Annotated in this window: 12 protein-coding genes; 6 read left to right on the forward strand and 6 right to left on the reverse strand. The window is 62.5% G+C overall.

Going from position 1 to position 18,109, the window contains the following annotated elements; genetic code table 11:
• Positions 1–6 precede the first annotated feature (6 nt).
• The 6 genes from CKO11_RS04175 (at position 7) to CKO11_RS04200 (ending at position 9,525) form a co-directional block, all read left to right on the forward strand.
• A complete protein-coding gene (locus CKO11_RS04175) occupies positions 7–636 on the forward strand; it encodes a DUF1638 domain-containing protein (protein ID WP_223633289.1) in 630 nt (209 codons plus the stop codon).
• A gap of 149 nt (positions 637–785) precedes the next feature.
• On the forward strand, positions 786–1,892 hold the full coding sequence (locus CKO11_RS04180) for a TRAP transporter substrate-binding protein (RefSeq protein ID WP_223633291.1): 1,107 nt from the start codon (positions 786–788) through the stop codon (positions 1,890–1,892).
• A 91-nt stretch (positions 1,893–1,983) separates the two neighbouring features.
• The gene (locus CKO11_RS04185; RefSeq protein WP_223633294.1) at positions 1,984–2,754 is read left to right on the forward strand and encodes an SDR family oxidoreductase; all 771 of its coding nucleotides are present in this window, start codon (positions 1,984–1,986) and stop codon (positions 2,752–2,754) included.
• The gene (locus CKO11_RS04190; RefSeq protein ID WP_223633296.1) at positions 2,747–3,082 is read left to right on the forward strand and encodes a dihydroneopterin aldolase; all 336 of its coding nucleotides are present in this window, start codon (positions 2,747–2,749) and stop codon (positions 3,080–3,082) included. Before CKO11_RS04185 ends, CKO11_RS04190 begins: the two co-directional genes overlap by 8 nt.
• A gap of 172 nt (positions 3,083–3,254) precedes the next feature.
• Positions 3,255–7,886 (forward strand): PAS domain-containing protein, encoded by a 4,632-nt coding sequence (locus CKO11_RS04195; RefSeq protein ID WP_223633298.1) that lies wholly within the window; start codon positions 3,255–3,257, stop codon positions 7,884–7,886.
• 130 nt (positions 7,887–8,016) lie between these two features.
• Positions 8,017–9,525 (forward strand): SH3 domain-containing protein, encoded by a 1,509-nt coding sequence (locus CKO11_RS04200; RefSeq protein ID WP_223633300.1) that lies wholly within the window; start codon positions 8,017–8,019, stop codon positions 9,523–9,525.
• A 10-nt stretch (positions 9,526–9,535) separates the two neighbouring features.
• Here the strand turns inward: CKO11_RS04200 and CKO11_RS04205 are convergent, their stop codons facing one another.
• The 6 genes from CKO11_RS04205 to CKO11_RS04230 form a co-directional block, all read right to left on the reverse strand.
• Positions 9,536–10,126 (reverse strand): hypothetical protein, encoded by a 591-nt coding sequence (locus CKO11_RS04205; RefSeq protein ID WP_223633302.1) that lies wholly within the window; start codon positions 10,124–10,126, stop codon positions 9,536–9,538.
• Positions 10,110–10,526: a hypothetical protein gene (locus CKO11_RS04210; RefSeq protein WP_223633304.1), complete on the reverse strand. Its 417-nt coding sequence runs from the start codon at positions 10,524–10,526 to the stop codon at positions 10,110–10,112. The genes CKO11_RS04205 and CKO11_RS04210 overlap by 17 nt, the downstream gene beginning before the upstream one ends.
• A gap of 157 nt (positions 10,527–10,683) precedes the next feature.
• Positions 10,684–14,937, reverse strand: coding sequence for a PAS domain-containing protein (locus tag CKO11_RS04215; RefSeq protein WP_223633306.1), 4,254 nt, complete (start codon positions 14,935–14,937; stop codon positions 10,684–10,686).
• Positions 14,938–15,043: 106 nt separating this feature from the next.
• Complete coding sequence (locus CKO11_RS04220; protein ID WP_223633309.1) at positions 15,044–16,153, reverse strand: Hint domain-containing protein; 1,110 nt, start codon at positions 16,151–16,153, stop codon at positions 15,044–15,046.
• Positions 16,154–16,241: 88 nt separating this feature from the next.
• The gene (locus tag CKO11_RS04225) at positions 16,242–16,832 is read right to left on the reverse strand and encodes a DUF1190 domain-containing protein (RefSeq protein ID WP_223633312.1); all 591 of its coding nucleotides are present in this window, start codon (positions 16,830–16,832) and stop codon (positions 16,242–16,244) included.
• 27 nt (positions 16,833–16,859) lie between these two features.
• Positions 16,860–18,086: a glutathionylspermidine synthase family protein gene (locus CKO11_RS04230; protein ID WP_223633314.1), complete on the reverse strand. Its 1,227-nt coding sequence runs from the start codon at positions 18,084–18,086 to the stop codon at positions 16,860–16,862.
• Positions 18,087–18,109 lie beyond the last annotated feature (23 nt).

The following is an 18,109-nucleotide window of genomic DNA, read 5'->3' on the forward strand; positions in this document are numbered from 1 at the left end:
TATCAGATGATTTCCGACCAGAGCCTGACCGTTGCGGGCCTGCCGCCCGAGGGACGCGGGCGTGTTCTGCTGATTGCCTGCGGGGCTTTGGCGCGCGAGATTTTGGCGCTGAAGGCGGCCAATCGCTGGGATCATCTGGACCTGACCTGCCTGCCTGCCAATCTGCATCTTTACCCCGAGCGGATCACCGCAGCCGTTGCGGCGGCGGTCGAAAAACACCGCGCCGCCTATGCGACGATTTACGTGGTCTATGCCGATTGCGGCACCGGGGGGCAGTTGCAGGCCAAATGCGCCGAATTGGGCGTCGACATGGTGCCCGGCCCGCATTGCTATGCGTTTTTCGAGGGCAATGACACCTTTGCCGCCCATGCCGACACGGAAGCCACCGCCTTCTATCTGACGGATTTTCTGGTGCGCCAGTTCGAGGCTTTTGTCTGGCGTCCGATGGGCTTTGACCGCCATCCCGAACTGATCCCGATGATGTTTGGCAATTATGAAAAGCTGGTATTTCTGGCCCAGACCGACGATCCCGCGCTTGACGAAAAAGCGCGCGCGGCGGCGCAAAAGTTGGGGCTGGCCTATGAACGCCGCCTGACCGGCTACGGGGATCTGGCGGTGGAACTGGCCCGCCTTTAGGTCCGGCACCGCCTGATGCTGCACCGCAGCGGAAGAATTTGTTTACAGCGCGCCTTGGTCGGCTAACCTGCTTGCAGCCTGGGGGAGGAGGCCGGTTCGCCGGACCCCGGGAAAACGTCGACATCAAGACGACTGGGAGGAAATCTTATATGGATCGTCGCACCTTCATGCGGAAGGGCGCGCTTGGCACCGTTGCCGCCGCCGCTGGAACCACGCTTGCCGCCCCTGCTATCGCGCAGGAAAATCCCAAGGTCACCTGGCGGATGACCTCGTCCTTTCCGAAATCGCTCGACACGATCTATGGCGCCGCCGTGACGATGACGGATTACCTGCGCGGCATGACCGACGGCAAGTTCAACATTCAGGTCTTTGCGGGCGGCGAGATTGTGCCGGGCCTGCAAGCGATGGATGCGGTTTCAAACGGCACGGTCGAGGCGTGCCATACTTGCTCCTATTACTATTGGGGCAAAGACCCGACCTTCGCCTTGGCCACCGCCGTGCCCTTTGGGCTCAACATGCGGATGCAAAATGCCTGGTTCTACTATGGCGGCGGCAATGATCTGCTGAACGAGTTTTATGCCGATTATAACATCTCGGCGCTGCCTTGCGGCAATACCGGCGCCCAGATGGGCGGCTGGTTCCGTAAGGAAATCAACACCCTAGAGGATATCAAAGGGGTGAAGATGCGGATCGGCGGCTTTGGCGGCCGGGTGTTGGAACGGCTGGGCGGCGTGCCGCAGCAAATCGCGGGCGGCGATATTTACCCCTCGCTCGAAAAAGGCACGATCGACGCGACCGAATGGGTCGGCCCCTATGATGATGAAAAGCTCGGCTTTTACAAAGTCGCGCCCTATTATTACTACCCCGGCTGGTGGGAAGGCGGTGCCTGCCTGCATGCGATGTTCAACACTGACGCCCATGCGGCGCTGCCCGAACATTACAAGATCGCCCTGGCCACGGCCTGCGAGGCCGCGAACCAGGATGCGATGGCAAGCTACGACTGGAAGAACCCGACCGCGCTGAAATCGCTCATGGCCAATGGCGCGCAATTGCGCCCCTTCAGCCAAGAGGTTCTGGACGGCTGCTTCAATGCCGCCAACGAGGTCTATGCCGAGCTGGATGCCTCGAACGCGGCCTTCAAGAAGATCAAGGACAGCCAATGGGCCTTCCGCAAGGATGCCTATTTGTGGATGCAATTGTCGGAATATAATTTCGACACTTACATGATGATCCAACAGCGCAACGGCAAATTGTAAGCTCATGCCCCAAAGACCAAGGCCCCCGCGTTCCGGGGGCCTTTTCCTGCCCCGCCCCGCCCCCTAGATAAGGGCAAACAAAGGGGGACATATGCCCGGTATCTTGATCACCGGCGGCGCCAAACGGATCGGCGCGGCCATGGCGCGCGGTTTTGCCGATGCGGGCTTTCGCATCATGCTGCATTATCGGTCCTCTGCCGACGAGGCCGAGGCTTTGGCAAAGGCGCTCAACACAAAGGGCGAGATTTGCCGCCTTGTGCAGGGCGATCTGGAAAACCCCGCCGATGTGCAGGCGGTGTTTGACGCAGCGGCGGATTGGCTGGGCCGGGTCAATGTCGTGTTAAACAACGCCTCGAATTTTATGAATGACGATGTCTTCACGCTCCAAGACGCGACGATGGATGCGCATTTCGCGGTAAACCTGAAAGCCCCGGTGGCGCTGGCGGCACGGCTGGCCGCGCAGGATATGGGCGGCGAAGACGGGCTGGTGATCAACATGCTCGACAACAAAGTGTTGGCGCTGAACCCGGATTTCTTTTCCTATACGCTGTCCAAGGCCGCGCTGCAGGCGGCCACTGAAATGCTGGCGATGCGCTTTGCCGGTCAGCCGCGCGTCAATGGCATTGCCCCCTCGATCACCCTGATTTCGGGGAAGCAAACCCAAGAGAATTTTGAAAAATCAAGCCGCATAAACCCGTTGAAGATTCAGGTGCAGCCCGAAGATCTGGTGCGCAGTGCGCTTTATCTGTGGCACGCCAAAGGCACCACCGGCGAGGTGATCGCGGTGGATGGCGGGCAGGCGCTGTGGCAATTGCCGCGTGATGTGGCGTTTTTGGTCAAACAGGGGCATGTCCATGGCTGAAATGATCATCCGCCTCGAAGAGCTTGAAATCACTATGTATTTGGGCATCCATGATTTTGAGCGCGCGCGCCCGCAACGGGTGCTGATCTCCGCCGAGATCACCGTGACCGGCACCGATTGGGCGGCGGGCAAGTTCTTTGATTATGACCCGGTCGCGGAATTTGTCCGCGCCTTCAACGGCACCCGGATCGACACACAAGAGGAATTGGTCAGCCGCATCCATACCTTCGTGCATAGCCTTGAGGGCGTCGCCCATGCTGCGATCTGGTCGAAAAAGCCCGATGTCTACCCCGATGCAAAAGCGGTCGGCGTGGTGCTGCGCGGGTAAGTTTTAACCCTGAATTGGAATAAATCTGCCCTCCCGCGACATAGTGAAGCGCGACCTTAACGTTTGCCCCCGATGCTCTTTTCGCGAAGGCGTATGAGTATTGGGATAGTGCATGCCGGGGGCAACAAAAACCGTCGAGACCGTTTTGGCCGGATTTCCCGGGGCAGCCTGTATGACAAGCCCGACGGGCGAGCTGTTGTGGGGCAATGCCATTTTCAACCGGGTCTTTGGCACCCGCCCAGACACCTATGGCGTGCGGCTTGAAACGCTTTTGCCCGAGGCGCTTTGTGCGCGGTTGTTGCCAAAACTGGCCAATCTCGGCACAGCGGCGAACCGGTTTCGCGTCGAGCTTGAGGCGCTGACGGGGCCGCCGCGTCCGCTGGATATCAGTCTTTGGGCGCTCGACCCTGAAACCGCGCCCGACATCTGCGTGGTGCAGATGGCCGAACCGGTCAACGACACACAAGCCCAAGCCAAGATTTCGCGGCTTGAAGGCGCCTTGGAACTGGCCTCCAAGGCGCGGCTGGCCACCGAATCCAAGCTGCGCGCGGTGCAAGAACAGGCGGATACGCTGCGGATTTCGGCCGAAAGCTCCAACATCGTCGCATGGCACCTGTACCCCGGTCCCAATATCGGCGGGATTGGGCCGCATCTGGCGCGCATGCTGGGCTATCCCGACGGGTTTGCGATCGATATCGACTCGCTGCGCGATCTCATTCACCCCGATGATCGGCAGGCTGCCAGCGCCGAATTCGCGGCGATGAAACGCGGCGAGATCGACAGTTTCAACCATGACATCCGCCTGCGCCGCGCCGATGGCAGCTGGGCCTGGATCACCTCGCGCGGGCGGCGCATCGACCGCTCTGACGAGGGGCTGCCGGATATGATGTGCGGCTCCTTTTCCGATATTTCGGAGCGCAAGGAGAGCGAGGCTTGGGTGCTGCAAGCCTTTAACGAAGCGCAGGCGGCCCGCAACGCAGCGGCGACCTCGGCCGAGTTGATGAAAACCGCCATGGCCTGCGGCGGCTTCGGGGTTTGGGTGGTTTGCGCCGAACGCGGCGAAGCCTGGATGAACGACGAAGGCTATCAGGCCATGGGGTACGAACCGGGCGAATTTTCGCCCGACGATACCGGATGGCGCAACCTTTATCACCCCGACGATCTGGCCGAAGCCACCGGCTTGATGGAAGATCTGATCTTTGACCGGGCCGAAGTCTTCGACAATACCGCGCGGCTGCGGCACAAAGACGGGTCCTATCACTGGTATCGCTGCGTCGCGCGTAAGATCGACCGGTCGGATCAAGGGCTGCCGTTTCAAGTGTCGGGCGCGCAGACCTGCATCGATCACCTGAAGGAAAACGAGCGGCAATTGTCCGAAGCGCTGGCCCATGCCGAGCAGGCCAGCGAAATGGCACAAGAACGCGCCGAGCTTTTGCGCACCTCGGGGCTTTGCGCCGAGATCGGCCACTTCTCGATCTGCCCCGAGCTGAACGAGGGCTGGACCCCCGATGAAACCTATGCGCTCTTTGGCTATGAACCCGGGGCCTTTGCCTCGACCGATGCGGGCTGGCGCAGCCTGATTCATCCCGATGATCTGGAAGAGGCCGTCGCACAGGCCGAAGCGCTCAAGGCCGGGCAAAGCGACCTTTATGTGCATGAACACCGCCGCCGCCATGCCGATGGCAGCTATCACTGGTATCGTGCCGTCGCGCGCCGGGTGGACCGGTCGGACAAGGGCCTGCCCTATCTGTTGGCGGGCGCGATCATCAATATCGATACAGTAAAATCCAACGAAGCCCGCTTGGCCGATGCCGCCGCGCAGGCCGAGGCGGCGCGCGCGCGGCTTGATACGCTCGCCGATAACTCGCCCGGCGCCTTGTTCGAATTCCGCATGGATCGCGCGGGCAAAATCGACATGCCCTATTTCAGCGCCAAATTGCCCAAGATGATGGCGGTCTCGCGTGCCCAGCTTGAAGCGGATGGGGCCAGTGTCTTTACCCATGTGCCCCCGGAGGTGCAGGCGCAGATGATGCCGGAAATCGTGCACTCGCGCGATACGGGCAAAGCCTATGATACACGCTTTCCCGTCGATGATCCGACCGAGGGGCGGCGCTGGCTGGCGGTTTCCTCAATGCCGTTCGGACAGATGGACGAATCCACGGTTTGGTCCGGCACCCTGCTTGATGTGACCTATCAGGTGGAAATCGAAAAGCAGGCCGCCGAAGGGGCGGAGGCCGTGCGCCGCGCCCACGAGCGGATGATGACGCTGGCAGAAAACGCGCCGGGCGCCATTTTCGAGTGGCAACGCACCCCCGATGGCGCGTTCCATTTCGAGTTCTTCTCGGGTGCCTTGCCGGAATTGATGGGTGTCACCCGTGCCGCGCTTGAGGCCGATGGCAGCGCCGTTTTCACCCATTTCCCGCCCGAAGATATCGCCCCGGTGCAAGAGGCCGTGCACCAATCCATCGAAACGCTGACGCGGTTTGAAACCCAGCACCGCGTCTTGCACCCGACCAAAGGCACACGTTGGATCCATGTCTCGGCCCAGCCCTTCGGCCAGCTCGATGGTACGATCACCTGGTATGGCAACACTTTGGACATCACCGAGCGGATCGAAACCGAACAGCGCGCCCACGAGGCCGCCGAGGCGGTGCGCAGCGCCCATGAGCGCCTTATCACCATGGCCGAGAACACCCCCGGTGCGCTTTTCGAATGGCACCGCCCGCCCGAGGGCGAAGACCGGCTGATGTTCTTTTCGGGCCGTCTGGTCGAGATTGCAGGCGTGCCGCGCAAGGCGCTGGAAGAAAACGCGACCAAAATCTTTGACCATGTCGACCCCGAAGACCTGCCGATGGTGCTGACCGAAATTGAGCGCTCCGCGAACCAAATGTCGCGCTACGAGGTCCAGTTCCGGCTGCATCACCCGGAATTTGGCGAGCGTTGGGTGCATGTCGTCTCCAGCCCCGTCAGGCCCGAGGGCGGGGGCATCACATGGTATGGCAATGTCACCGATGTAACCGAGCGGATCGCCGCCAAGAAACGCGAAGCCGCCGCCGCCGAAACGGTGCGGCTGGCGCATGAGCGTCTGGCCTGGATCGCCAATATCGCGCCGGTGGGGCTTTATGAATTCAAGCTGGCCGCCGATGGCACCACCTCGGTCCCCTATGCGAGCCCATTCTTTGAAGATCTGATGGGCGTGGGCTATGGCGTCTTTTCCGAGGGCGGCTCGGCCGAAGAGATTTTTGCCCATATTCACCCCGAGGATCGAGCGAATTTCTTGGCCGCTGACAATGAGCGCGACCCGGAACTGGAATTCTGGAGCCAGCGCTTCCGCGTCAACCATCCCACGCGCGGCGAATTGTGGCTCGCCAATTCTGCCACGCCCAAAAAACTTGCCGATGGTTCGGTGGTCTGGACCGGGGCGATTCACGATGTGACCGCCGATGTGCGCCGCGAGGGCGAATTGCGCCGCGCGCACCGTCTGGCCGAGGATATGCGCGCCGAAAACGAACGTCAGGCGCTCCATGACGGGCTCACGACATTGCCCAACCGGCGCTATTACGATCAAGTGCTGGCGCGTCGAATTGCCGAAGCGGCCGCGGGCGGCGCCCCCGATTGCCTGCTGATCCGCATCGATCTGGACCACTTCAAATATGTCAATGATACGCTGGGCCATGAGGCTGGCGATCTGGTCTTGGTGCGGGTGTCCGACGTGCTGCGCGATACGCTGCGGATGGCCGATTTTGCCGCCCGGATCGGCGGCGATGAGTTTTCGATCCTGCTGGCAGCGGGCTCAACGCGCGAGACCGCGCAAGAGATCGTCGAACGGATACAAGCCCACCTCGCAGAGCCCCTGCTTTACGAGGGGCGGCAATGCCGATTTGGTGCCTCTTTCGGGATCGCCATGGCCGAAGATATCGCGCAGATGGGCACCGAGATTCAGCTTTTTGCCGATGCCGCGCTGTATCGCGCCAAGGAAGGCGGGCGCAACCGGCTGGAATTCTTTACCCCAGAATTGCATCTCAACCTGCAACAGGACCGGCAGACCGCCGCCGAATTGCAAGAGGGGCTGGAACGGTCCGAATTCGTGCCCTTCTTCCAAGCACAGGTCGATGCGCATGACGGCACGCTGACCGGGGTGGAAACGCTTTTGCGCTGGCAACACCCGCGGCGCGGTATTTTGGCGCCCGATGCGTTCATGCATGTGGCCGAGCAATTGCGCCTTGTCCCCGAAATCGACCGGGTGATGATGGAAAAATCGAGCGATGCGCTGGAATTCTGGCGCCAAAACGGCCTGCATATGCCGAAGATCAGCTTCAACGTCTCGGCCGGGCGCATGCATGACCCCGATGTGGTGCAATCGGCCCGCCAATTGGCCCAAGGCGAAACTGCGGTCACCTTTGAACTGTTGGAATCGATCCTTGTCGAGGAAGAAAGCGATGCCTTCCGCTTCCATCTGGATGCGATCCGCGAGGCAGGCATCGAGATCGAGATCGATGATTTCGGCTCCGGCCATGCCTCGATCATCGGGCTGATGCAAATTGCGCCCGCCGCGCTCAAGATCGATCAGCGCATCGTGGCCCCCGTCGCGCGCGACAGCCGCGCCGCCAACCTTGTGCGCGCCATTGTCGAAATTGCCGAGACCTTGGGCATCGGCACCGTGGCCGAAGGGGTGGAGACCGAGGCACAGGCGACAATCCTGCGCGATCTGGGCTGCGACATCTTGCAAGGCTATCTGTTCTCTGTCCCGCTTTCCGCGGAGGACTTTCTCGCATTGCAGCACAAGCCGCGCAAAAGGGCCTGATCGGCGGGCAATCGCACCAAATCCGCGCCGCGCCGCATGTGGCTTCTGGGCAGCGGCGTCAGACCGGGCTAGGCTGGGCCATGTCCCCGCCAGCCCGCCGCTTCGGCGCGCCTCTTGAAAGACCCGCTTGATGATCTTGCGCGCCGCCGCCCCTGCCCTGTTTGCCCTGCCGCTTCTTGTGGCCACGCAGGACCCGCCCGCGCAGGCCGCGACCTTCACCTTGGCCAATGAGGTGCAGCCGCAACTGGCCGAATTGGTCAGGCTTTATGACGGGGACCCGCGCGCCCATCCTTTGGCGATTGAAAACCCTGACGAGCCCTTTTTCTCGGCGCATAATGTGATCCGCATGGAGGGCCCGATCGAAGCGGGCGATGCGGCGCGGTTCGACGCGCTTTATGCGCAGTTGTTCGAAGACACCGGGCGTTACCCCTATGTGCTGGTGATGAACAGCCCGGGCGGCAATTTTCTGGCCGGGATCGAATTGGGCGCGGCCCTGGGCAACAACGCCTATGAAGATGCGCTGCGGCTTAAGGCGGTGGTCGTGCTGGAGGGCGAGCGCTGCCTATCGGCCTGCGCGCTGGCCTTTGCGCTGGCAGGTGCGCGCAGCGACGGGGAACCCCGGATGATTGCCAGCGGCGGTCTGGTCGGGTTTCACATGGGCATCTTGCCCGAGAAAACCCAGCGTAGTCAGGCCGAGGTCGGCCAGATCATGGGGCTGACCTATGATATCATGCAATCCTACCTTGGGTTGTTACGCGACGGGCGCAACCCGCTGACGCTTCTTTACGAGGCGCTGCAACACCGGACTGCGGGGTCGTTCTTTTTGCTGGGCGCAGAGCCGCGCGCGCTCGATCTGGGCTTTGTGCCGGTGGGGCGCGGTGCGCTCGCCGCCCCGGTGCAAGCCGCCGCGCTGGATCTCGATACGCTGGGCAGCCTGTGCAACAGCGCCGAATGGGCCCAACCCGGGCTGGTGGATGAGATCAGCTATGATTTCTGGTCCCATCCCGGTTACATGGGCCAAGACAGGTTCAACGCGATGACGCTGGCCGAGGCCTTGCCCGGCCCCGGTGCCGTCTTGATGGCCCAATTGGGCAATGGCAGCCATTGCTTTGCGGGCATTGGCGCGGATGGCGCAGTGCGGATGCAGGCGCTTCAGGTCAATGCCCCCGATTACGACAGCATGCCCAAACCGGCACGCAAGGTGGCGGGGCAATGGTTTGAAGCCGGGGCCAATAGCCCCGCTTTGGCCGACCTGCCCCCAGTGACAACCGCGCTTTTGGCCGAAGCCTTGGGCTGCCCCGACGGCAGGTTGGCGCAAGGCTGGGAGGATTGGATGGCGGACCATCACCCCGAAGACCGCGCGCCGCCCCGCCCCTTTCCCGATACGCTGCCGATCAAACGCGCGGTCAGCCTGCGCGCCGCGCCGGGGCTGGACGCAGAAAGGCTGGGTGAACTGCCCGCAGGCAGCCAGATCGCCGTGCAAGATTGCCGTGTGACGACCGGCAATCAAGGGGTCTGGTATCAAATCACCCATGCCGGCCAAACCGGCTGGATCAGCGCGCGCTTTGCCTCGATGCTGGGCACGGATACCTCGGCCCGCCCGATCCACACCCATGTCTTGACCGGGAATGCGCCCTAACGCTTGCGCCTTAACCCTGCGGCGGCGGGCTTTCGGGCGGGCAATCTTGCGCGAAACCCTGCATGTCCCGCCCAATGCCACGATCGCCCGTGGCCGCGCGAATACGGTCGTAAAACGGCGTATAGGCCACGACATTCTTGCGCGTCACATGGCAAAAATAAGCGTCCAAGATCGCCCGGTCACACAGCCCAGCGCGGGCACAAAAGCTCATCTGGCTGTAGAAATTATCCAGCACCAGAAGCGGCGCGCGGATCGGCGCATCGGCATTGGTGCGAAACAGGCTCGCTTGCAGCATCATCGCATATTGGCGGCGCGACAACGCTTCGGTGCCAAAGACCGAGATCAGATCGGGCTGCCCCGCCCAGAAATCGTAAAGCGTTTCGCGCGCGCCCAAAAGCGGCTCTGCCCCCCAAGCCTCGATATAGGCGATAGAGCGCGATTGCGCTTCATGCGCGGCAGCTTCCGCCTTGTCGTAGAAATACTTGCCGCCCCCCAGCACCAGCGCGATGACCCCCAAAAACTTGGTCAGATCATCCAGCGTGATCCGGGCGCGGGGCTTTTTCTCCTCTGCCGCGGGCGCGGGGTCAGCGGGGCTCGACATCGCAGCTTTCCGGGTAAAAGGCGACCAGCGCCGCCTCTTGCGGCAGTTCAAGCCGGGCCAGACAGTCAAAATCCGCCGCAGTCAGCGCCACAACGGTATCGGGCGCCTCGGCACTGGCATCGCTTGCCGTAATATCGGGCGCAGAATTGAGCACTTGATCCAGCAAGCTGCCCCCCGTCGCCTGCGCCCCGCCGCATTCGGCCAAGGTGATAAAGCGGGTCTGGCCGCCCTTTGGCGCGTATTCCTCCGCATGGGCTTGCAAACAGCCGATATCTTGCGCGGAAAGCAGGTAATAAAGCGCTTCATCTGCGGCCACGGGGCGGGGCGCGGCAAGGCCAAGCACAGCCAGCGTCAGCACGCACCCAAGGGCCGGCGTAAAGGGATGGGGGCGGGTCATCATGGCAAGCTCCGGTTCACGATGCGCCATGATGGCGGGCGGCGCGGCACAACACAAGCCACCCCTTGCCGCGCCACGATCAATGCGCGCCACACGCCCGCAATTTGCCCAAGCCCGGCGCAGGGCTGCGTGCCGCGCAGGCAGGCGTTGGGCCAAGCGGTCAAGCGCTGCGACGCGCCAGCGGGCGCATGAAATCGACCAAGGCGCTTTCGCTTAGCGGCTTGGCGAAAAGATAGCCCTGCAAGACATTGCAACCGATATCGCGCAAGATCGTCGCTTGATCTTCGGTCTCCACCCCTTCGGCCACGGTTTCGATCCCCAAAGTCTCGGCAATCTCGACAATCGCGCCCACCAGCGCGCGCGCCCGGTCATCGCGCGCCACCGGCAAGACGATCCTTTTGTCGATCTTGAGCGCAGAGGGCGCAATTTCCATCAGCCCGATGATCGAGGCATGCCCCGACCCGAAATCATCGATCTCGATATCCACCCCGGCCTCGCGGATCAGGTCAAGATGGAAGCGGAACGCGTCGTTTTCCTTTTCGATCAGGATCGATTCCAGCAATTCAAAGGTCACGCGCGTGTCGGGCGACACCATCTCGCGCGCCAAAAGCACCACATCGGGATCATGCATCCGCCCCGAAGACACATTGAAGCTGATCTTGGGCAGAACGAAACCCTGTGCGCGCCACCGGCCCAGCGCATCGCGCGCCTTTTGCATCATGATCCGGTCGATTTCCGACACCAGCCGCAATTGTTCGGCCACATGCATAAAGGCATCGGGGGCCAGCACCCCTTCTTGCGGGTGGTTCCAGCGCAAAAGCGTTTCGACGCCAATCAATTCGCCTGTGCGCGCGCAAACCTGCGGCTGGAAGAACGGTTCAAACTGGTCTTGGTCCAACCCCTCGTGGATTTCCACCGCCAAGCGGCGATCATTTTGAATCGCGGCATGCAGTTGCGGGGTGAAAAGCTCCATGCGGTTGCGCCCGCTTTCCTTGGCCCGATAAAGCGCCGCATCGGCAAACATCTGGATATCGGGCCCCATCCCCGCAAGGTCTTGCGTATAGGCAATCCCGAAAGAGGCCCCGAACCGGCATTGACGACCGTCATGGATCAAGGGCGCGGCAAGGCCGTCGCGCACCCGTTCGACCAAGGCGCAGGCCTCGGCCTCGGTGGTGCCTTGCGCCAACAGGATCGAGAATTCATCGCCCCCGATCCGCGCAGCGAAATCCGCCCCGCGCAGATTGGCGCGCAGCACCTCTGCCACCCGCACCAGCACCATATCGCCCGCCTCATGGCCCAGCGTGTCATTGACATATTTGAAGTGGTCAAGATCGACCCGGATCAGCGTGCAATCAGTCGGACCCCGCTCTTGTGCGCGCGCCAGACGCGCGGCAAGGGTCTTGTCGTAATAGCGCCGGTTGGGCAGGCCGGTCAGCCCGTCATGCAAGGCCTGATGTTCGTTTTCGGCGCGCATATCCTCGGCCAGCCGATGCGCGCGGCGCAATTCCATCTCGCGCGTGACATCCGCCGACACATCAGACAGGGCCGCCGACCACAACAATACCCCGGCATCTGAGCGTGGCGCCTTGGCCGAGGTTTCGACCCAGATCATGCCTCGGCTAGGATGATCGAGCCGGAACCGTTTGCGCAACGGCGCCCCAGTGCGTGCCGAGGTGGCCAGCGCCTTTTGCAGCCCCGGCAGGTCCTCGGGATGAACGCGCTGAAAGATACCATCGCGCAACCGGTCAATCTCGGCGCGGCTATAGCCCGTCAATTCGTGGAACCGCGCACTCGAATAGGGGAAATCCGACCGGCCATCGGGGAACATGCGATATTCAAAGATCGCCACGGTTGAAATATCGGCCACGAGGTTGAGCCGCTCATGCGCCTGTTTCAAATCCTCGACCGCTTGGGCGGCCCGGGTTTCTATTGCCATGCGTTCGGTCACATCGACGGCGCTGCCATACCAGACCACCGCGCCATCGGGCTGCGCATGCGGCACCGCCAAGGCATCGACCCAGCGCAGACCCTTTTTCGGATGCATGATCCGATAGCGCAATTCAAACGGCGCGCCGTCACGGCCACAGCGTTGCAATTCGGCCAGATGGCGCTCGGAATCCTCGGGCGGGATCCGGGCGAACAGGTTGCGCCCCTCGGCCAGAACCGAGGCACGCTCCACCCCCATCAAATCCAGCAAGGCCGCGCTGAGGAAATTGAACGTGATCCGCCCCTCGGCCGACATGCGGCATTCGTAAATCGCAACCGGCGCGCGCTCGGCCATTTTCAAGAAGCGATCATTGGCCCGGCGCAAGGCGGCGGCGGCCTCGGCGGCCTGCCGCTCGGCGCTGGCTTGCTCGGTTACATCGACGACATTGCCATACCAATCGAGCGAGCCATCGGCGTGCCATGACGGCTTGGCGAACACCAAAAGATCGCGCGGCCCGCGGGTGGGATGGTTCACCCGGGGACGAAAGCTCAGCGGGCCCCGGGTCGCGATCGCCTCTTTCAGCGCCTGCTTGAAAGTTTCGCGGTCCTCTGGCGGCACATGCGAAAAGACCGCCGCGCCATCGGCCTCGATCTCGGCGGCGCTGACGCCGGTCATCTCGGGCAATTGGGCGCTGAAATAGCGATAGTGCATCGTCGGCGCGTCTTCCGTCACGCGGCATTCGAAAATCGCACCGGGGGCGTTTTCGGCCATCGTGACAAAGCGATCATGGGCTTCGTGCAGGGCCTGTGCGGCCTGTTCAAGGCGTTCTTCATTGGCCTTAAGGTGGTGGATATCGGTCAGGCTGCCACAGAGCAAAAGCGGACGCTCTGTGCCGACCCGCTCGATCCGGCGCGCCATGCCGGTGAACCAGCACCAACTGCCATCGGCGCGGCGTAGCCGGAAGCTGTGCTTGTATTCCGAAATCGCCCCGCTTTCGAGCGCACGCAAATCCGCAGCCGCACCGGGCAGGTCATCGGGGTGCATCAGGCTGCGCAATGTGGGCCGGTCGATCACCATCTCGGGGCTATAGCCCAGAATGCGCGACAGATGCGCCGCGATCTTGCCGCGTTTGTGATCGGGGTAAACATACCACGGCACAACATTGCTGTTCTGGGTCGAGTGCCGCAAGATATCGGCAGCTTCTTGCGCCTCTTCGCGGGCCTTTTGGGCGTCGCGCACCGCGCGGGCAAGGTCTTCCTCATGCGCGCGCCGCTCGGTGATGTCGAAGGTGGCCCCACAAACCAGTTCGGGCCGTCCTTCGGCGGTTTTCCCGATCGGCACCCCCACAACGGTGCACCAGACCCAATGCCCCTGCTTATGGCGCAACCGGATATCGGCGCGCCCCATCGGCTTTTGACCGGTGAACAGCGCGGCCATTTCCGTCTGCGCCAGCGCCTGATCATCCGGGTGGATCAGCGAAAACATCTCGCCGATATCCTTGCTGACCTCATCGCCGGTATAGCCGGTGATCGTGCCGAATTGGTCAGAGCGGCTAAACGCCCCCGTCGCCGGATCAACATACCAAGGCGCGACCCCGGCGAAATCGATCGCCAGATGCAAAAGACGCTCGCTCTTTTCAGCGTCGCGGCGGGCTTGGCTGGCCTCGGCAAGCGCGTGTTTAAGACGGTCTTCATTGCGTTTGCGCTGGGTGATTTCGGACAGGCTGCCCGCAATCTGCACGCGCCCGTCCGCGCTCGCAGCGCGCCGCGCAACCGCCTGAAACCACTTGTAATCGCCTTGCTTACAGCGCAGCCGATAGTCGATCTTGAAAAGCGCACGCTGCCCCGTCAGCAAGGCTTCCATCTGCGCGATGGTCTTCGGGCGGTCTTCGGGGTGCAGCCGGTCCCGCACCCATGCGCTGCTCAGATGCGCCTCGCCGGGGGCAAAGCCCAACAATTCGAAATAGGCCCCGGTGGCGCGCATCACCCCGGTTTCGGGCTCAAACAACCATTGCGCAAACCCCGCATCGGTCGCCGATAGCTGCAATAGGCCCGGGGCGATCTCTGCGGTGGAGAGGGCGTCGGTCGGTGCGGGCAGTGGTGGCGGTGCGGCGGGCGTGCTGACCGGCGGCAAGGCGAGGATCGGCCCCTGCACCCCGGCAGGGCGGTGCAAGGTCAGATCAAGCGGCTGGCCCGTGCCGGGCGCGCGCGGCAAGACCTGCACCGCAAGCGGGGCCTGCGCGGCTTGCCCAAGCCCCTGCACCACATCGCCCCAATCGGGGGACACAGGGTTCGCGCCCTTCGGCGCGACGGCGCGGGCCGCGAACAAATCCCCCCACAGACCGGGTGCGCGGGCTGCGGGATCGCGCGCCGTCAAACGGGCTGCGGCCGCGCTTTCTGCCAAAATCTCCCCTTGCGGCGAAAACAGCCACGCCGGGGCCGTTTGCCCCCGCACCAAGTGAGCATAAAGTTCCGCGCCAAAGTCCATCAAACCGTTCTCGCCTAATCTTGAGACAGGTCCTTGATCTGGCACAGGTGCTAATTTTGCCCTTAAGGCTTCGCAGGTGTTTCAAATTGCGCGCTTTTCCCGCGCGTCATTGCCCCGGCGGCTGGGTGTCCGGCACCATGCCTTCGACCGCGCGGCAATTGGCCCCCGGCCCCGAGGTGCAGGGCTGAAACACAAAGGGGCGCGCCCGCGACCGGCCCGGTTTGCCAAACATCGCCCGCTTCCGCCCGCCGCTTTGGCAAATCCGCGCCCACATCTGTGCGCCTTCGCGCATCGTCAACAGCGGGCGGCACGGCACCTGCGCCAGCCCCGCCAGATCGGGCGGCAGGCCCGGCACGTGCTGTTGCGCGGCATAGCGCGCGGTTTTCGGCTTCAAAAGCAAGGTTTCACAGGCCGCGCCCTCGGCCGAAATGATCTCATGCCGCGCAAGCAGCAAATGCACATAGCCGATCTGTTCACACGGCGCGAGCCGCACCGTCGCCCCGTTCAAAAGCGCCGCCGCCGGCACCAGCCGTTCGGGCCCGTTCGGCCCCGGCTCGGTCAAAAGCACCCGATGCTGACGGCTCAGCATCAGCGCGCGGGTGTTGCCCAGAACGCCCGGCGCGAACCAGATCGGGGTCGAGCGGCCCCGCCCCGCCACATCAAACCGCCCGATCCAGCGCAGCGGCTGGGGGCCATTGTCGCGCGTCACAACCAGATCGCCCGGGCGCAGCGTGGCGATGGGTCGCGGCCCCTCGGGCGTATCGATCCGGCTGCGCAGATCGAAACAGGGCGCCTGATAGGTGGTGGCAGATTGGTCCGTGGTATAAAACCCCGGCGGGTTGCCCGCGTCGAAATTGCCCCAATACCAGCTTTCAAGATCGAAATCAGGGGTCCAGACGATCTGCACCATATCGCCATTGGTATCGAGCCCCTCAAACACCACCGCATAGCCGGTGTCGCCGCCCAGATCGATGTAATCCGACCGGATCACCGTCGCATCCTCGATCGTGGTGCCGCCATTGCCCGCGAAGGTCAGCGTATAGGTATCGCCGGGCGAGAAAATATAGGGCGTCGGGTCGCCGGGTTGCGAGGTGATCACCAAATCCTTGCTGGAGTTTGGCGGGTAGTCAAAGGTCGATGTCCCCGGCCCCGAGCCGATATTACTACCGGTGGCCCCGGCAAATTGTTCGTTGATGGCATAGATCGTCAGGGGCATGCGGACCGGCATTCAAAGAGAGACGCCGATCTTTACCTTTGACTCAGTTAAGACCCCCTTACCAAAGGCGTTTTGCGCGGGTGCGGCATCACCCGCCCATGCTGCGCACGCCACTTGTGCTGCGCGTGGCAGATGATCCAAACCCACCGCGCTGCGCCGCCGTCGCCTTGGTCAGCGGCGGCTTGCCGATGGTGGTGGGCGCCTTGGCAAAGGCCCCTGCCCCCACCTTGCCCTTGCCGGTGTTGTTGGCATAGCTCGCCGTGCCGGCCGGGTTGGTGAACCGGCCATCGGCGGTGCGGTGCAAAGGCTGCGCGCCAAAGCCGCGCCCGCCGCCCAGCATATTGCCCATCAGATAGCCCGCCAAAAGCGGCATGAAGATGCTGCCCATGCCGCCGCCGGTCACCTGTTGCTCGCTGCCGCAATTGCCTTCGCCATATTGCGCTTCGCACACCTCTAGGCTGTCATAGCGCGGCGCGGTCTCGGCATTGAGCGCTTGCGCTTCCTCAAACCCCTTACGGCAATCGTCTTCGGAAAAAAGGCTGCCCGATCCGGTGGCATCCAGACAGCTTTGCAAATCGGGGAAAGCCTGCGCATCGACGGTTTCTTCGCGGCACCCCGCCAAGGCAAAGGCCGTGGCGCCAACCAAGAACAGGGCGACAGAGGTGGAACGTTTGGACATGGGTTTCTCCGAGTAGTCGCAGGTGGGTCAGTCGCGGATGAAATGGGGTTTGAAGCGAGACAGATCCTGCGTGATCCGGCTGCGGTCTTCGCGGATACCAAGCGCGGTGCAGGTCTCGCCCACGATCCACGCCCCCAAGACCGGGCGAAACCCGCCCATCACCGGCAATGGCTGATAGGCCTGCACGATCTTGGGATGCTGGTCATAGCTGGTATCGGGGGCGATTTCGGGTGCCCCATCGGCGGGATGAATGGCGATCGAGGCGCCTTCGCGCGAAAAGATCGGCTTGGTCACATGCCCCGCCTCAAACGCCTTGGCGGCGCGCGCAAACCGCACCGCGACCTTGGGCGCCAATTGGCCACTACCTTCCAGTGCGGGGGCGATATCCTCTTCGAAAAAGGCGGGCAGCAGGTTTTGATGCCCCTCGAACATCTCCCAGAGCACCGGTAAAATGCCTTTGTTCGACAAGATCGCTTTCCATGGCGGTTCGATCATCAAACACTGCGCGCTACGCAGATGCGCGGCAAATTCGTCGCGCAGCAGGTCTTCCCAAGGATACAGCTTGAACAACGTGCCGATCACCCGGTCTTGGTCATCCAGAAACTGGCCCTCGTCGCTCAGCGCGATCTTTTCCAGATCGGTGTAATGTGCGCCCATCCCCGCTTCGCGCGCGGCCCAGCCCAAGGCTTCAACCGTGGCGTAATCCTCGGGCGCGCCAGAAATCGCGGTGAAATGCAGCTCGGTTGCCGGTTCAAACAGATCGGCAAAACGCGCGACCAAAGCCTCATGCAGGCCATTGAACTGGTCATCGCCCTCTTGCAGCACGCCCGCCGCGATCTGATCTTCCAGCCACTGCCATTGAAACGCGGCGGTCTCATAAAGCGAGGTCGGCGTATCGGCGTTATATTCCAGAAGCTTGGCAGGACCTTCGCCATCATAGGCGAAATCGAACCGGCCATAAAGCGCGGGCCAGCCGTCGCGCCAGCTTTCGGCAATGTAATCACGATGCGCTTCGGGGATGGCCAGCTTATCCAGCAGCTCTTCGCTTTTGAGCACATGATCGACCGCTTGCAGGCACATCTCATGCAAATTGGTGGCCGGGTCTTCGATCTGGTCTTCGATCTCGCGCAGGGTGAAGCAATAGGCAGAGCTTTCCTCCCAATAGGGTTCGCCATGCATATCGGCGAAGGTAAAGCCTTGCTCTTCGGCCTTGGCGCGCCAATCAGGGCGTTCGGGCAGATCGATCCTTTGCATGCGCTTCCCTTTCTGCGGCACGC

It is taken from the genome of Rhodobacter sp. TJ_12 (assembly GCF_020023995.1).
Lineage (GTDB): Bacteria > Pseudomonadota > Alphaproteobacteria > Rhodobacterales > Rhodobacteraceae > Rhodobacter.

Bases quoted from the DNA above. Each gene is read 5' to 3' on its own strand.
- CKO11_RS04175 (WP_223633289.1), top strand. From the start codon at position 7: ATGATTTCCGACCAGAGCCTGACCGTTGCGGGCCTGCCGCCCGAGGGA.
- CKO11_RS04180 (WP_223633291.1), top strand. From the start codon at position 786: ATGGATCGTCGCACCTTCATGCGGAAGGGCGCGCTTGGCACCGTTGCC.
- CKO11_RS04185 (WP_223633294.1), top strand. From the start codon at position 1,984: ATGCCCGGTATCTTGATCACCGGCGGCGCCAAACGGATCGGCGCGGCC.
- CKO11_RS04190 (WP_223633296.1), top strand. From the start codon at position 2,747: ATGGCTGAAATGATCATCCGCCTCGAAGAGCTTGAAATCACTATGTAT.
- CKO11_RS04195 (WP_223633298.1), top strand. From the start codon at position 3,255: ATGACAAGCCCGACGGGCGAGCTGTTGTGGGGCAATGCCATTTTCAAC.
- CKO11_RS04200 (WP_223633300.1), top strand. From the start codon at position 8,017: ATGATCTTGCGCGCCGCCGCCCCTGCCCTGTTTGCCCTGCCGCTTCTT.
- CKO11_RS04205 (WP_223633302.1), bottom strand. From the start codon at position 10,126: ATGTCGAGCCCCGCTGACCCCGCGCCCGCGGCAGAGGAGAAAAAGCCC.
- CKO11_RS04210 (WP_223633304.1), bottom strand. From the start codon at position 10,526: ATGATGACCCGCCCCCATCCCTTTACGCCGGCCCTTGGGTGCGTGCTG.
- CKO11_RS04215 (WP_223633306.1), bottom strand. From the start codon at position 14,937: ATGGACTTTGGCGCGGAACTTTATGCTCACTTGGTGCGGGGGCAAACG.
- CKO11_RS04220 (WP_223633309.1), bottom strand. From the start codon at position 16,153: ATGCCCCTGACGATCTATGCCATCAACGAACAATTTGCCGGGGCCACC.
- CKO11_RS04225 (WP_223633312.1), bottom strand. From the start codon at position 16,832: ATGTCCAAACGTTCCACCTCTGTCGCCCTGTTCTTGGTTGGCGCCACG.
- CKO11_RS04230 (WP_223633314.1), bottom strand. From the start codon at position 18,086: ATGCAAAGGATCGATCTGCCCGAACGCCCTGATTGGCGCGCCAAGGCC.